The organism is Thiomicrospira sp. R3 (assembly GCF_029581415.1).
Classification (GTDB): domain Bacteria; phylum Pseudomonadota; class Gammaproteobacteria; order Thiomicrospirales; family Thiomicrospiraceae; genus Thiomicrospira.
In genome coordinates, this window is sequence record NZ_CP121121.1 from 443,701 (window position 1) to 458,216 (window position 14,516).

The 14,516-nt window shown below is 44.4% G+C and carries 18 protein-coding genes; 9 read left to right on the top strand and 9 right to left on the bottom strand.

Annotation, left to right across the window (positions count from 1 at the left end):
- Positions 1 to 13: 13 nt before the first annotated feature.
- Positions 14 to 889, bottom strand: coding sequence for a UTP--glucose-1-phosphate uridylyltransferase GalU (gene galU, locus P8S55_RS02205; protein WP_289224662.1), 876 nt, complete (start codon positions 887 to 889; stop codon positions 14 to 16).
- A 23-nt stretch (positions 890 to 912) separates the two neighbouring features.
- Complete coding sequence (locus P8S55_RS11145) at positions 913 to 1,125, bottom strand: sulfurtransferase TusA family protein (RefSeq protein WP_353957019.1); 213 nt, start codon at positions 1,123 to 1,125, stop codon at positions 913 to 915.
- Between the two features lie 63 nt (positions 1,126 to 1,188).
- Here P8S55_RS11145 and P8S55_RS02210 point away from each other — a divergent pair, with 63 nt between their 5' ends.
- The 5 genes from P8S55_RS02210 (at position 1,189) to soxA (ending at position 5,068) form a co-directional block, all read left to right on the top strand.
- Positions 1,189 to 2,559 (top strand): M48 family metalloprotease, encoded by a 1,371-nt coding sequence (locus P8S55_RS02210; protein WP_289224663.1) that lies wholly within the window; start codon positions 1,189 to 1,191, stop codon positions 2,557 to 2,559.
- 216 nt (positions 2,560 to 2,775) lie between these two features.
- Positions 2,776 to 3,219 carry a c-type cytochrome gene (locus P8S55_RS02215; RefSeq protein ID WP_289224664.1) on the top strand — a complete coding sequence of 148 codons (444 nt, stop codon included), beginning with the start codon at positions 2,776 to 2,778 and terminating at the stop codon, positions 3,217 to 3,219.
- Positions 3,220 to 3,282: 63 nt separating this feature from the next.
- Entirely contained in the window at positions 3,283 to 3,750 is a 468-nt protein-coding gene (gene soxY / locus P8S55_RS02220; protein ID WP_289224665.1) for a thiosulfate oxidation carrier protein SoxY, read from the top strand.
- Positions 3,751 to 3,811: 61 nt separating this feature from the next.
- On the top strand, positions 3,812 to 4,123 hold the full coding sequence (soxZ, locus tag P8S55_RS02225; protein WP_289224666.1) for a thiosulfate oxidation carrier complex protein SoxZ: 312 nt from the start codon (positions 3,812 to 3,814) through the stop codon (positions 4,121 to 4,123).
- Between the two features lie 81 nt (positions 4,124 to 4,204).
- Positions 4,205 to 5,068 carry a sulfur oxidation c-type cytochrome SoxA gene (soxA, locus tag P8S55_RS02230; RefSeq protein ID WP_289224667.1) on the top strand — a complete coding sequence of 288 codons (864 nt, stop codon included), beginning with the start codon at positions 4,205 to 4,207 and terminating at the stop codon, positions 5,066 to 5,068.
- Between the two features lie 67 nt (positions 5,069 to 5,135).
- On the opposite strand, the gene P8S55_RS02235 is transcribed toward soxA, so the two are convergent.
- Positions 5,136 to 5,540, bottom strand: a complete 405-nt coding sequence (locus tag P8S55_RS02235) for a tellurite resistance TerB family protein (protein WP_289224668.1) — start codon at positions 5,538 to 5,540, stop codon at positions 5,136 to 5,138.
- A gap of 19 nt (positions 5,541 to 5,559) precedes the next feature.
- The gene (gene ilvD / locus P8S55_RS02240) at positions 5,560 to 7,473 is read right to left on the bottom strand and encodes a dihydroxy-acid dehydratase (protein ID WP_289224669.1); all 1,914 of its coding nucleotides are present in this window, start codon (positions 7,471 to 7,473) and stop codon (positions 5,560 to 5,562) included.
- 108 nt (positions 7,474 to 7,581) lie between these two features.
- On the opposite strand from ilvD, the gene argA reads away from it, so the two are divergent.
- On the top strand, positions 7,582 to 8,865 hold the full coding sequence (argA, locus tag P8S55_RS02245) for an amino-acid N-acetyltransferase (RefSeq protein WP_289224670.1): 1,284 nt from the start codon (positions 7,582 to 7,584) through the stop codon (positions 8,863 to 8,865).
- Positions 8,862 to 9,518, top strand: coding sequence for a ribonuclease T (gene rnt, locus P8S55_RS02250; RefSeq protein ID WP_289224671.1), 657 nt, complete (start codon positions 8,862 to 8,864; stop codon positions 9,516 to 9,518). Before argA ends, rnt begins: the two co-directional genes overlap by 4 nt.
- Before the next feature lie 68 nt (positions 9,519 to 9,586).
- Here rnt and grxD read toward each other — a convergent pair whose 3' ends face one another.
- From grxD to P8S55_RS02270, 4 genes are all read right to left on the bottom strand, one after another.
- Positions 9,587 to 9,925, bottom strand: a complete 339-nt coding sequence (grxD, locus tag P8S55_RS02255; protein ID WP_289224672.1) for a Grx4 family monothiol glutaredoxin — start codon at positions 9,923 to 9,925, stop codon at positions 9,587 to 9,589.
- Positions 9,926 to 10,252: 327 nt separating this feature from the next.
- Positions 10,253 to 10,510, bottom strand: a complete 258-nt coding sequence (locus tag P8S55_RS11195; protein ID WP_503010455.1) for a helix-turn-helix domain-containing protein — start codon at positions 10,508 to 10,510, stop codon at positions 10,253 to 10,255.
- Between the two features lie 20 nt (positions 10,511 to 10,530).
- Entirely contained in the window at positions 10,531 to 11,028 is a 498-nt protein-coding gene (locus P8S55_RS02265) for a GNAT family N-acetyltransferase (RefSeq protein WP_289224673.1), read from the bottom strand.
- On the bottom strand, positions 11,016 to 11,282 hold the full coding sequence (locus P8S55_RS02270; protein ID WP_289224674.1) for a type II toxin-antitoxin system TacA family antitoxin: 267 nt from the start codon (positions 11,280 to 11,282) through the stop codon (positions 11,016 to 11,018). The genes P8S55_RS02265 and P8S55_RS02270 overlap by 13 nt, the downstream gene beginning before the upstream one ends.
- A 235-nt stretch (positions 11,283 to 11,517) precedes the next feature.
- Between P8S55_RS02270 and P8S55_RS02275 the strand changes: the two genes are divergently transcribed.
- Both P8S55_RS02275 and P8S55_RS02280 read left to right on the top strand, forming a co-directional pair.
- Positions 11,518 to 12,003 (top strand): Xre family toxin-antitoxin system antitoxin, encoded by a 486-nt coding sequence (locus tag P8S55_RS02275; protein WP_289224675.1) that lies wholly within the window; start codon positions 11,518 to 11,520, stop codon positions 12,001 to 12,003.
- The gene (locus P8S55_RS02280; protein WP_289224676.1) at positions 12,003 to 12,509 is read left to right on the top strand and encodes an RES family NAD+ phosphorylase; all 507 of its coding nucleotides are present in this window, start codon (positions 12,003 to 12,005) and stop codon (positions 12,507 to 12,509) included. The genes P8S55_RS02275 and P8S55_RS02280 overlap by 1 nt, the downstream gene beginning before the upstream one ends.
- 91 nt (positions 12,510 to 12,600) lie before the next feature.
- Here the strand turns inward: P8S55_RS02280 and P8S55_RS02285 are convergent, their stop codons facing one another.
- Positions 12,601 to 14,385: an N-acetylglutaminylglutamine amidotransferase gene (locus P8S55_RS02285; RefSeq protein WP_289224677.1), complete on the bottom strand. Its 1,785-nt coding sequence runs from the start codon at positions 14,383 to 14,385 to the stop codon at positions 12,601 to 12,603.
- Between the last annotated feature and the right edge of the window lie 131 nt (positions 14,386 to 14,516).

Here is a 14,516-nt window from a genome sequence, read left to right on the forward strand (position 1 = left end):
AAACCCTATCTATTTAACTTAAGTCCAAGCTGGCAAGATACTGACGAAAATCGGCGCCCAGCACCTTATCACGTAATGCATACTCAATATTTGCGCGCAAAAATCCTTGTTTATCACCACAATCATAACTTTTTCCGCCGCTAAACTCGTAACCAAACATCACTTCTTCGTTAAGCAAAGCCGCCATTGCATCAGTAAGCTGAATCTCTCCCGCTACACCTGGCTTAGTATTTTTTAATAACGCCATCAAACGAGGTGTAAAAATATAACGCCCCACTACCGATAAATTTGAAGGTGCTTCTTCCGGCTTCGGTTTTTCAACCAACTCGGTAATCCGTAAATCAGCATCCAACACCCTGGCAATCCCATACTTATGAACCTGGTCATCTGGCACCTGCTCCAATGCTATAACGCTAGTATGAACCTGACGATAATAGTTTGACATTTGTGCCAAACAGCCCTTTTTGGGATGATGCATCAAAACATCTGGCAGCAACACGGCAAAAGGTTCATCAGGTGCAACAATATGTGAAGCACATAATATCGCATGCCCCAAACCTAAAGCCTCGGGTTGACGTACACTTATAAAATTTACACCCTTGGGGGTAATTGACTTAAGCGACTCAATTCGATCATGCTTAGCTGACCCAATTAGCTTACTCTCAAGTTCATAATGGCTATCAAAGTGGTTCTCTATCGCGTTCTTGCTCGAATGGGTAACAAAAATAATGTCGATGATACCTGCCTCTGCCGCTTCTTGAACAATATACTGAATAAGTGGCTTATCCACTACCGTTAACATTTCTTTAGGAATCGCTTTGGTTGCAGGTAAAAAACGCGTACCAAGACCCGCTACTGGAATGATTGCCTTAGTTAAACCTCGATACATCTAAAAACTTCCTTACTTTAAATTTAACGTCTCACCCATATTACCAAAATTTCAGCTGAATCGTCAGTTTCGCATTGCAAATTCATTTGATGACAAAATGCGGGCACATCCTTTAGAGCAGCTGGATCCGAAAGAAACAACTTAAACTCAAGTTCGGCTGAATGTTCAGTCAATACCTTTTTTAATTTAATTAATGGCATGGGACAGCGATAATTTGTTAGATCTACCTCAATCACTACAAACTCCCTCTAAGTTTCTCATCTATAATTGTAATTCTACTAGAAACAGGCTGACATAAAATGCTTAAAAACCTACTCTCAATAACACTTGGCCTAACATTTTTAGTCTTAGGTGTAAAAGCGCTTGCACACAACCTTCCTGACCTTGGATCACCAGGCCTGGTAATTTATGATCGGCAAACTGAAATAAAGCTTGGTCGCGCATTCACCCAAGCTCTCCACAATGAAGTAGACCTAATCAATGATCCTGAAGTGCTTAGCTATGTAAGGCGAATAGGCCACAGACTTGCTGAACATGCACATGATGGAAGAAACTATCGATTTTATGTTATTGACAACCCCTCCATCAATGCCTTTGCAGGTCCCGATGGAATTATAGGCATTCACAGTGGGCTTATCCTTGCTGCCGACAGCGAAGATGAGCTCGCCTCCGTTATTGCTCATGAAATTGCTCACGTAACTCAGCAACACCTAGCACGTCGATTCGAACAGCAATCCTCAATGAACATTACCAGCTTTGCATCCTTACTCGCTGCCATCTTAATAGGCAGCCAAAATCCCGGTGCAGGCGTCGCAGCCCTAATGGGCGCAACCAGCCTATCCATTCAAGAACAGCTACGCTACTCTAGAATTCACGAACATGAAGCTGATCACATAGGCATTGAATTACTCCATAAAGCAGGCTACGACCCTCATGCGATGGCTAGGTTTTTTGGTAAATTATCAAAACAGCAGCAAATTTATGAGTTTCGTCCTCCCGAAATTTTAATGACCCATCCAGTAACAGAAACCCGCCTTGCCCAAGCAACGCACCGCGCCTCAAGACTTACCCCACACTTTAGCCGTCACGACCCGCTTAACCTAGCCCTAATCCAAATCAGGCTGAGCAACCAAGTAAAACCTCACTCCAACCAGGCCAGTTTAGCAACGCTGGAATGTTATCGATTAAACATTGACCAAAATCAACAAACCCTTAGCCACCAGACCTGTCTAGATGAATTAATTCAAAACAACCCTAACAATAGACTCATCAAAACACAGGTTTTAAAACAACAACTAAAGCGTGATCCAGAAAAAACCATGAGCGAATTTAAAAAGCTTATTGAACTTTATCCTCAGGATGAGGGAATTCTTTTAATTATGGCACAAAGCTATCGCAAACTTGGACTAGAGAACAAAGCCCAAGAATTAGTTATAAACAACATCGCCAACAAGCTCTATCAATTTGAACTCTACCAAGAACTTAGTCAGAGTTTTGCTGAACAACAACGCTGGGGAGAAGCCTACTTATTTGAAGCCGAAGCTTATTTAACCCTAGGCAACCTAGACCGCGCTCGACACTTAAGTAAACAAAGTAGGAATGCAAACCCAGCAATAAACTTATCCTACCTAAAAAGACTCGAACACCTTGAACAAAGGCTTGACCCCTAAAAAAATAGACTAAAAGGGCTGGGATATAGAAATTACCTTATTGGGCAATTAAAAAATGCTATAGCAATCTTAAACAAAAAAACTTGCTTTTAACCGTTAACTCCGTAAGCTTATACTCAAGAGCAAGAACAAAAAGCTCAAGATAAATTTCATGGTCTTAATTGAGACTTAATTAAAATCAATGAAAAATAATAAGAGACTCTTTAGGAGGAGAGAATGATAAATTCTAAAATCAATACAGCCTTAGCGGCTTTAACCGTATCTGCAGCGCTTGCCTCAGCTCCGGTTTACGCTGCAACTGATGCAGCAGCCAAAGAAGCTATGGATAAACGTATCGCTGAGGGTAAAGAACTAGCATTTAGCCGTAGTCAAGGCAATTGTTTAGCTTGCCATAACATCATGAATGCATCGGGGCAACCGCAAGGAACATCTCCAGGCACTATTGGGCCAGCCTTGGTCATGCCAGCTATTCGTTTTGGTACTAAGCAAAATCTGTATGACAAACTTTGGGCACCCGAAGGAACATTTAAAGATGCGCCACGAGCGGGTGAGCAAATTCGTGTTAAATACAGTATGATGCCTTACTTCGGTGCTTATGGTATCCTGTCAGATGATGAAATAGGTAAAATCGTTGATTACCTATGGAGTTTAAATCCGTAAATCATTTTTTACCTTTGAATCTAATAAAAATCATTAAAACCTAACTTAGGAGTTTTAAATCTTATGAAACGTAGATCATTCCTTAAAGCTACACTAGCAACTGGCGCAGCATCTGTTGCAGTAAGTGCTGGCCTATTAACGCCTTCAACTGTTCTAGCTAGCTGGAACAAAAGTGCATTCGAAGCTAAAAACGTAAATGATGCATTAAGTGGTATTTTTGGTTCAGCTAACGCACAAACCTCCTCAGACGTTAAGTTAACCGCACCTGCTATCGCTGAAAACGGTGCTGTTACCCCTGTAACTGTTGATGCTTCTGGTATGTCTGGTGTTGAATCTATCGCTATCGTTGCTACTTCAAACCCTACTCCTTTGGTATGTGAATACAAATTCCAAGGCGCAGCGCAAGGTTTTGTATCAACTCGTATTCGCATGGGTGAAACACAAACCATTATGGGTGTTGTGAAAGCAGGCGGCACGTTATATAAAGCTGAACAAGAAGTTCGTGTAACTATTGGCGGTTGTGGCGGTTAATTTCTGCCCTATTCAGCTCAAGCTAAACTTAAAATAGAACAATTTTGAAAAGGAAGTAAATATGTCTATCAATATCAGAACTCGTGGTCAAGTAAGAGGCGGCGTTGCAGAAATTAAATCATTGATTCGTCACCCAATGGAATCTGGTGCGCGTATGGACCAGTCAACTGGCAAACCATTTCCAATGAAGCTAATCACCAATGTTGATGTTTCTGTAAATGGCAGCAAAGTTGTTGACGCTCAGTGGTCAGCAAATATCTCTACCAACCCTTACATGCACGTAAACGTTGCAGCTAATGCTGGCGACGAAGTAACTATCAACGTAGTTGATAACACAGGTGAAACAGGTTCAGAAACTTTCAATCTAAGATAATATTGTTGGGGCGTGCCATTAAACCGTGCGCCCAAAAATAAAAACCATAAGAACAATAAAGCTCTCCAACGGAGGATTATAATGAAGAAGACACTTTCAAGTGCAATCGCCCTAGCCCTCGCGACTGGCTTTGGGACAACAGCCATCGCGGCTGAGCATAATGCACACGCAGAAAAAAGTCGCACAGATTTAGTAGATTATTTTAAAGCAAAACACCCTAACCGCCCTTTTGACGATTATATCCATGGTATCTATGGCTATGATGCTGGGCGTAAAGCACAATGGGAAGCCGAAGAAGATTTCCCGCAGTATTTGGAGTTCGTTGAGCTCGGAGAAAAACTTTTTAACTCCGATAAAAATGCTTACATGGGTTGTCTGGTTAACTCTGACAAAGGCGTCAATAAAATTAGACCAAGCTACCCTTATTTTAATGAAACAAACCAAATGGTTGTTACATTAGAAGGTGATATTAATCGTTGCCGTACTGAAGCTGGTTTAAAGCCTTACGGTTGGAAACGCGGTAACCTTGCATATGTCAGCGCCTACCTAGGTTTTGAAGCACGTGGTGAAAAGATCAACGTACAAATTAATTCTGAAGGTGCCGCCAAAGCATTTGCTCACGGTGAACGTGAGTTTGTTGAACCTCGCGGACAATTAGGTTTAGCTTGTGCTAGTTGTCACGTTTATAACGCTTCAGCTCGTGCACGTTCAGATATCCTTTCACCAGTATTAGGTCACGTAACGCATTTCCCAGTATGGCGTGGTAAATGGGCTCGTGCTGACGGTGATGGTTTAGGTACTCTGCATCGTCGTTATGAAGGTTGCCACCAAGACATGCGTCATGTGGCTTTTAAAGTTCAAGGCGAAGAATATCGTAACATGGAATTCTTCAAGGCTTATATTTCTAATGGTTTGGAAATCAATGCACCAAGCTATCGTCAGTAATTTTGATGAATGTTTCACAAATAAAAAAACCCGGTTAAAACCGGGTTTTTTTATTTGCTAGCAAAAATCAGAATTTATATTCAAGCAACTGCTCACCCTCATACATCCAATCAAACATTTGTCTTACCCATTTCTCAACAGCAAGAATCAAACTAGGATCATTTACACCCATTTTCTGCGCGATAGCAAAAATCTTATCACGCTCATCAGGACTAAAATGACCATCCTTGTAGGAGATACGAATCAACTCTTGAAGCGTTATAATTTTAGATTCATTGCTATCCATAACCTTTAATAAATCTGACACAACTAAATGAGATTTATCTAAATCAAACTCAATAGCATACTTCTGGCTTAGCTCTCTTAGGTAATCCAACTCTTCTTCACACACATCATTATCAGCAGCGGCCATCATCACCGCCAAATCAAATAAAGCTTGTCGCTGCTTGGGTGTTAATCTTTCTACAAACATGGATAGTCCCCTTAAAAGTTTATTTTCCGCGTTTTTCGATTTGTGTCACATCACGTACCGCACCAAATGCCGCACTGGTGGTCATCGCCGCATAAGCCCGTAAAGCAGCACTCACTTTACGTTGACGTTTTTCAGCTGGCTGCCAGGCCAGCTCACCTTTCTGCTCCATTTTTTGACGACGTTGCGCCAACTCATAGTCTGATACCTTTACATTAATCGAACGATTAGGAATATCTATTTCAATAATATCCCCTGGTTCAATCAAACCAATATTACCGCCTTCAGCGGCTTCGGGTGACGCGTGCCCAATCGATAAACCAGAGGTGCCGCCTGAAAAACGACCATCTGTTAGTAGCGCACAATACTTCCCTAATCCTTTAGACTTAATATAACTGGTCGGGTAAAGCATTTCTTGCATGCCGGGACCTCCTTTTGGCCCCTCGTAACGGATAACAACAACGTCTCCTTTTTTCACATCTCCGCCTAAAATACCCTCAACAGCCGCATCTTGACTTTCAAATATGCGCGCAGGACCACTGAACACACGGATAGTTGATGTTGGAATACTAGTAGTATATTCTAGCTGATTAACTTCCAACATACTCTCATCAACCCCGGCTGTTTTAACGATACAGCCATCCTGTGCAATATTGCCAAACAGCACGGCCAGGCCGCCATCTTGGGTATAAGCGTGCTCTACCGAACGAATACATCCATTTTGCGCATCATCATCCAAGCTCTTCCAACGCTTATCTTGGCTAAAGGCCTGAATTGTACGAACATTACCTGGCGCGGCACTATAGAATTTTTTAACCGCTTCAGACGGTTCGCGTGAAATATCCCACAATTCAATCGCTGCGCCTAGGGTTGAGGCATGGACGGTATAGGTACTGGTATCAATCAAACCGCCTCGATCCAACTCACCCAGCAAACGCATAATACCCCCAGCACGATGCACATCTTCCATATGATAGATTTTGGAGTTAGGGGCTACTTTTGACAAACAAGGTACTTTACGCGACACCGCATCAATATCCGCCATGGTAAAACTCACATCGGCTTCATGCGCGATCGCTAACAAATGCAATACCGTATTGGTTGAACCACCCATCGCCACATCTAAGGCCACGGCGTTTTGGAAGGCGCTAAAGGTTGCAATCGAACGCGGCAATACATTGTGGTTATCTTTTTCATAATAATCTTTGGCAATTTCAACAATCCGACGCCCCGCTTCTTCAAACAAATGCTTGCGATCCGCATGAGTAGCCAACATTGAGCCATTACCCGGCAAGGCCATGCCTAATGCCTCGGCCAAACAGTTCATCGAGTTGGCGGTAAACATCCCCGAGCAAGAACCACAGGTAGGGCAAGCGGAAATTTCAACGGCTTCAACGTCGGCATCGCTGACATTATCATCTGCGGCCATCACCATCGCATCAACCAAGTCGAGTTTGATTTCCACACCACCTAAGATCGACTTACCCGATTCCATCGGGCCACCGGATACGAAAATCGCTGGTATATTTAAACGCATCGCCGCCATTAACATACCAGGCGTAATCTTGTCACAGTTTGAAATACATACCAAGGCATCCGCACAGTGGGCATTTACCATGTATTCAACCGAATCCGCAATCACTTCACGCGAAGGCAAGGAGTAAAGCATGCCGTCATGCCCCATCGCAATACCGTCATCGACCGCAATAGTGTTAAATTCTTTCGCCACGCCACCGGCTTGTTCAACCACGCGCGCCACCAACTGCCCCATGTCTTTTAAATGCACATGTCCGGGTACAAATTGGGTAAATGAATTGGCTATGGCTATAATTGGCTTGCCAAAGTCTTCGGTATTCATGCCCGTGGCGCGCCATAAGGCACGTGCACCAGCCATATTTCTTCCGTGGGTACTGGTTCTTGAACGATATGCAGGCATAGTTAAACTCCTTAACTCAATTAGTTCGCCGATAAAACCGGCGGTTTGTTATACTTGTAATTATTAAAATTATGAATTTTTGATATTTTCTCACAACTGTCCTAAAGCATGAAACAATCTGACATTGAATTTCTTAATAGTTTGCGCCAAGCCTCCGGTTATGTGCATTTACATCGCGGCAAAACCTGCGTCATTTATTTGCCCGGCGATTTATTTCTTGATAATCTAGCATTACAAGAATTCGCCGAAGATATTAGCCATCTTCACGCTTTTGGTTTAAAAATCGTGCTGGTAATGGGCGCAACCCCACAAATCAACCAAGCGTTAGAAAATGCGGGAGTGAGTTGGCAACAGCAGCAGCAATTTCGTATCACCTCCGCGCCCATGTTGCCCATTTTGCAACGAACGCTCGGCGAGGTCCGCAGCCAACTTGAAGCCGCGTTTAGCCGCCAGCAACCGCTAAGTGGTCATCCACTCACTCTGTGCTCAGGTAACTGGGTGATTGCCCAACCCAAAGGCGTAATCAATGGCATCGATTTTCAATACACGGGCCAGACGCGCAAAGTCAACGAAGAGGCAATACGTGCGATTCTTGACTCTGGACAAGTGGTATTACTCACCCCCCTTGCCTACTCACTGACAGGCGAAGTATTTAACCTCAACACCTTGGAGCAGGCCTGCAGCGTCGCCAATAAGCTTCAGGCTGACAAGCTGATGATATTCACTACGGCTCAACAAATACAAGGGTTGCCACGGCAGCTGAGTTTAACCGACCTTAAAACCTTCCAACCCCACAATCAAGAACAAGCACAACTGATTGACCTACTCAGTGAACAAACACGTCAAGTTAAACGCATTCATTTAATGAATGAATCCGACCCCACCAGCCTCATCATCGAACTATTTAGTCGCGATGGCATAGGTACCCTCGTGTTTACTGACCGCTACCATCAAATTCGCCAAGCGCGGATTGAAGATGTCAGTGGCATTATCGATCTAATCACCACGCTAGAACAAAAAGGCATGCTGGTTAAACGTTCTCGTGAACGCCTAGAGCTTGAAATCAACAATTTCAGTGTGATTGAGCGCGATGGACATATCATTGGCTGCGCCGCGCTTTATCCTTATGAAGACCAGGTCGCAGAACTCGCATGCTTAGCGGTGGATCGTCGATACCAAGGTCAAAGCTTAGGCGAACAACTGCTCGCTCATTTAGAGTCCAGCGCCAAAAAACAGCATCTTAATCGACTGTTTTTACTGACCACCCACACCCATCACTGGTTTATTGAACATGGATTTGTGCCCAGCTCGCTGGAACAGCTACCCACTAGCCGCCAAAGCCTGTATAACTATCAGCGCCAATCCAAAGTGCTGATTAAAGAGCTTACATGAATTACGTCGAACACAATGAACACCCAACACAACTTAACCAACCTATCACCGATATTCAACAACGTTTTCGCGGCTTTTTACCGGTGGTTGTAGATGTAGAAACCGCTGGCTTTGAAGCCTCTCACCACGCTCTATTGCAAGTCGCGGTGATGACCTTGCGAATGGATAAACAAGGCCAACTTCACCCCGACCAACTCTATCAAGAAAACATCCTACCGTTTGAAGGCTCAAAACTCGATGCCAGTGCCTTAAAGTTTAACGGTATTGACGACCCCTACCATCCATTTCGCGCCGCTAAACCAGAGCGCACCGCCTTAGAGCAATTATTCGCACCGATTCGCACCCAAATCAAACAAACAGGCTGCACCCGAGCGATTTTAGTTGGCCATAATGCCATGTTTGATCTTAATTTCATCAAACAGGCCAGCGAACGTACCAAAGTAAAATGTCCATTCCATCTGTTTAGCACCTTGGACACCGTATCACTAGCAGGCCTGGTCTATGGTGAAACCGTGTTAAGCAAAGCCGCTGTAGCAGCAGGACTCGAATGGGATAATAAACAGGCGCATGATGCCGCTTACGACACCGAACGCACCGCACAGCTGTTTTGCAAAATCGTCAATCAATGGCCATTAGTCAAACCGCAAGAATGAACTTAAGCCTCCGCCAAAACTATAAAGCCTGCTAATGCAGGCTTTATTAACAAAGTAGCAAGCTAAAACTAACTCGCTACTTTAGCATTTGCGGCTGTCATCATCGACTTTAACTCACCCGACTCGGCCAACTCCAATGTAATATCGCACCCACCCTGCAATTCACCATCAATATACAACTGTGGGAAGGTAGGCCAGTCTTGATACTTAGGTAAAAACTCATAAATACCCGGGTCAGCTAATACATTCACAAACGCAAATTTTTCGCCCGTTTCTACTAATGCGGCGACGGTGCGGCTTGAAAAGCCACAAGATGGCATCTGAGGCGTGCCTTTCATATACAACACAACCGGATTACTTTTTACTTGTTCATCAATTTTTGCCAAGGCTTCTTGTTCTGCACTCATTTGTAACGTTCCTTAATTCCTGATTAAAATGCTAGGTTATTATACATCATTTGGATTCCATTTTACATACCGATCTACATACACTACATACCGGGCACATTCGAAATAGTCATTCACCAGGCCTGGCTAGTGAATAACGCAAAATTAACAAACAAAGAGGCAAAATTAACGCGGTTTCAAGTAATAACTGCAATTTTAATTTACGCTACAAGTAAATCCATTTACAGCCCCAAAATAGTTCATTTGGCGTTTTGCCACCCCGTGTTTTACGTGGTCGATTATTGAGCCTATCCATTACCTGCTGAGCTTGCTCCTGCCTAATATCGCTCAGATCCATGCCCTTGGGGAAGTACTGACGAATCCAATTTGAAACTCATGGCTCAACTTAATCTTTTTCTCGGCGGTTTTACGCCGCTCCAGCGCCATGTTATTAGCCTGTTTAGGCCGATAACCTCGCATACCTCGATTACGCTTTAACTCTCGGTTTATCGTTGAGGGCGAGCGGTTTAAATTCCTGGCAATGGCTTTTTGTGTAAATCCCTCCTTCAAAAGGGCGTGAATCTGGTATCGTTCACCTTCAGTCAGTTGACACTATTTCATGGTGTTTATAGTGCCGCTTGTATATGACTGATGGGTAACATAAGTGTTCGATCCGAGCCGGGTAACATTTCAAAACCAAACTTTTGATAAAACATCCGAGCTTGATCATCAATGGCATGTACTAATACGGCTTTGAGGGCGATGTCATTCGCCACATTTAAGCTTCGCAATAACGCATCTTTTAACAGCGCTTTACCTAAAGATTTTCCTTGCATGGATTTATCCACGGCCAGCCGTCCCAGCACAATCATGGGAATAGGATCCGGCATATTTCGTGCGATGTTTTTGCTGACATCCTGTCGCTCGACGCTTCCGGCTGCCAAGGCGTAATAACCGACGACTTGGTGACCACAAGCAATGACAAAGGTTTTGCTGCCCTGATTTTTTTGGTTACGAATAGCTTGTTTCTTTAACCAGTGATCAAGCGCATCGTGCCCACAACAAAACAGGTCTAAATGATGTTGATCATTCAATACTGCGGGCGCAGAAATTAGGCTGTCCAAGGCGCAGATTCCAGAAACAGTTTTTTGAGCTGGGCGTTAGGTTTCGGTGATGCAGTCAACGCCGTTTCAAACGCATCAAACGCATCAGGATTGAGTTGAAATAAACGCTGATCAAGCAGCACATTTTCGGCCTCTCGACAGGCGGCATTCAAAATAAACGTTGTTCTGTCCATGTTCAGTATTTCAGCTGCTTGTGAAATCAGCGTTTTTTGTGCCGGCAGCACTCTCATATTAATCGGGGCTTTCGCTAACATATCTTTCTCCTATGTTATACATGCCACCATTGTATATCTAAAAGATACACAACATCAATCCAAAACACACTCAAAGCTAAATATCCGGGTTAAGCAACGCCTCTTCGATACTGCGCGGCAGGCTTTGCTGTTCAAAGGGCTAATAATACAACATCAATTGCAACAATATTTTTCCCGATTGAGTTTTTATGCTAAGATCCCACTCTATAACCTATTTGGAAGGGATGGCACGACAATGGAAACAATCATTCAGGACAATCTTTTTTCTGCATTCTTAGTCTCGCAAGCGGCTAAACGTAAAAAATCGCGTTCAAACCCTTTTATCAGGATCGGTTTTAGCTCCGCAAACAACATGGAAATTGACCAAAATATTCGCTCCAACAAGATACCGCTTGAGGTGATTTCAAAACTTAGCAAAGAGCTAGATTTGAATGAGCAACAGGTTTATTCACTGGTGAATATTTCGAGCTCGACTATTTCAAGACGCAAGAAAGAAGGCAAAGGGTTAAAGCCTGACGAAGCGGGAAGAGTTTACCGAATAGCCGCCATTATCTCGCTTGCGGAGTCAACGCTGGGTGAACACGAACGTAGTATTCGCTGGCTAAAAACACCGGCTAAATTTTTGGGCGGGGCTGTGCCGCTTGAGTTGTTGGAAACCGAAGCCGGAACGGATGAAGTCAGAAAACTCCTCCTAAGAATTGAGCATTCGGTCTATTCGTAATGTTGGTTTATCGTTTGATTAAAGAAAAATACTTGTCTAATCCCTTAAGTGCCGAAGGCGCGACCAAGGTGGGTGGGCGCTGGAATGCCGAAGGCACGCCCATGCTTTATACCAGCGCCAATGCCGCGACTGCAAAGTTAGAAATCTTGGCAGGTGTGAATGAATATGCCACATTGGCAGAATTTAAGCTGATTTGCATCGAGATTCCAGATGACAATCTATATATGATGAGCGTTGACGAGCTGGTTAATGCTCAAAAAACAATGGAAAGTACGCTGGCCTGGGATGCCGATATACGCCCGGAATTTACGGTGGACCTAGGTGAAACATGGTTCAGCAGCATGGAAATCCTGGCATTAGGCGTACCTTCAACATTAAGCGCCCATGATTACAATATTCTGATCAACACAACGCACCCAGACTTTAAAAAAGTTAAAGTACATAGAGTAACGAATGAAGGAATGAGCCAACGCTTAGCCATACGACAAGAGCCTATTGGCCTTTAGTCCGGCTGGCTCCTAAGCGCCTGTTATAGAGAAAAACATTTGGTGTTGCTTAACAACCCTCAACACATGCCTTACTCCGTTTTTCAAATCATTATTTCACATAGCGATCTACGTGACGCTGTAGCCAGAGCTCTAACAGTGCGCAGTGCCATAGCTTTGAGCCTTTGATTGCGGTGAAGTTTTCTTCTGCTTCTGGGCTAGCTAATAGGCGCGCAATATAGTCTGGGTTAAATAAACGGCGCTTCTTCGCCGCCTCAGAGGTCAAAATCGATTTCATGAATTCATAAAACTCACCGCGCACATATTTTAACGCGGGCATCGGAAAATAGCCTTTGGGGCGATCAATCACCTCATCCGGTAGGATGCCACGCGAAATGCGTTTTAACAGAGTTTTGCCGCCATCGTCCAATTTTAATTCTGGCGGCGCGCACATCACCGCCTCTACCAACAGATGATCCAAAAACGGCACTCTAGCTTCCAAGCCCCAAGCCATGGTCATATTATCCACGCGCTTAAGTGGGTCATCCACAATCAGTGTGGTGGTATCTAGTCGCAACACCTGGTCTAAAAAGCTATCGGCACCCGGCTCGGTCAAACGCTCTTCAATAAACGCCGAACTCACATCCTCAATATGAAAACGCGCATCGACCGTCTGCAACCATTCTTGATGTGTGCGGTCAAAATAAGCTGGCGCAAATCGCTCCAACGCACTGCCCTGAGCTTGCGCCATTTGTGGATACCAAAAATAGCCGCCAAAAACTTCATCCGCGCCCTGTCCGGACATCACTACCTTGATTTCTTTTGATACAAGTTCGGATAACAAATAAAACGCCACCGCATCCTGACCGACCATCGGCTCGGACATCGCATCAATCGCCTCAGGCAAGCGTGGCAACACCTCGGCATTGGGCACAATATATTTATGGTGTTTGGTTTGATAACGCTCAACCACTAAATCAGAATACTCGAACTCCGAGCCTTTTTCCTCTGGCGCATCTTCAAAACCAATCGAGAAGGTACGAATATCCTGCGCGCCCGCCTCGGCCAACAGTGCCACAATTAAACTCGAATCCAAACCACCGGATAACAACACCCCCACCGGCACATCCGCCGCATCCAAGCGTTTCATCACTGATTTTTTTAATAAATCATGGGTTAAATCTAACCAGGCCTGGTTGTCTTTTGGCTGTTCTGGGCGCTGTGCATTCAATGACCAATAACGTTTTTTAAACATCTGTCCATCCGGATTCACCACCAACCAATGACCGGGCTCAAGCTTGCGAATTCCCTTCAAAATCGTATGGGGTGCGGGAATCACCGCGTGCAAGGTCAATTGATGATGCAAGCCCACAGGGTCAATGTCGGTATCGACTCCGCCCGCAGCTAGCAAGGCCTGGGTATTGGAGGCAAAGCGCAAACCGCCATCGACCTGCGCATAATACAAAGGCTTAATGCCAAAACGATCTCGCGCCATCAGCAACTGTTCATGATGATCATCCCAAATGGCAAAGCCAAACATCCCTTCAAACCGAGTGACACACTCCATCCCCCACTGGCGATAGGCTTTTAAAATCACCTCAGTATCCGAATGCGAGCGGAACACCTGCCCCAAACCGATCAACTCATCACGCAAGGCTTGATAGTTATAAATACAACCGTTAAACACCAGGCTTAACTCTTGATCAATCATCGGCTGATGACCGGCTGGCGACAAGTCAATAATCGCCAAACGTCGGTGCCCAAAACCGACTTGGTTTTGTGTCCAAACACCGCCATCATCCGGCCCACGACCTTCTAGCTCTTTGAGCATGGTATTGAGGGTTTGCTGGCTCGACACGCCACCCTGCCATAAAAATTCACCACAAATTCCGCACATAGGATTCTCTTTTGATCTGTTAGTTTGGGTTATTTTACAGGTTTAATCTGTCTTAAACCAAGCCTTAATCATATTGGCACTCGGCACACCGCCATATCTGGTTTTTCAGATTCAAGCAAAAACCATCTTGA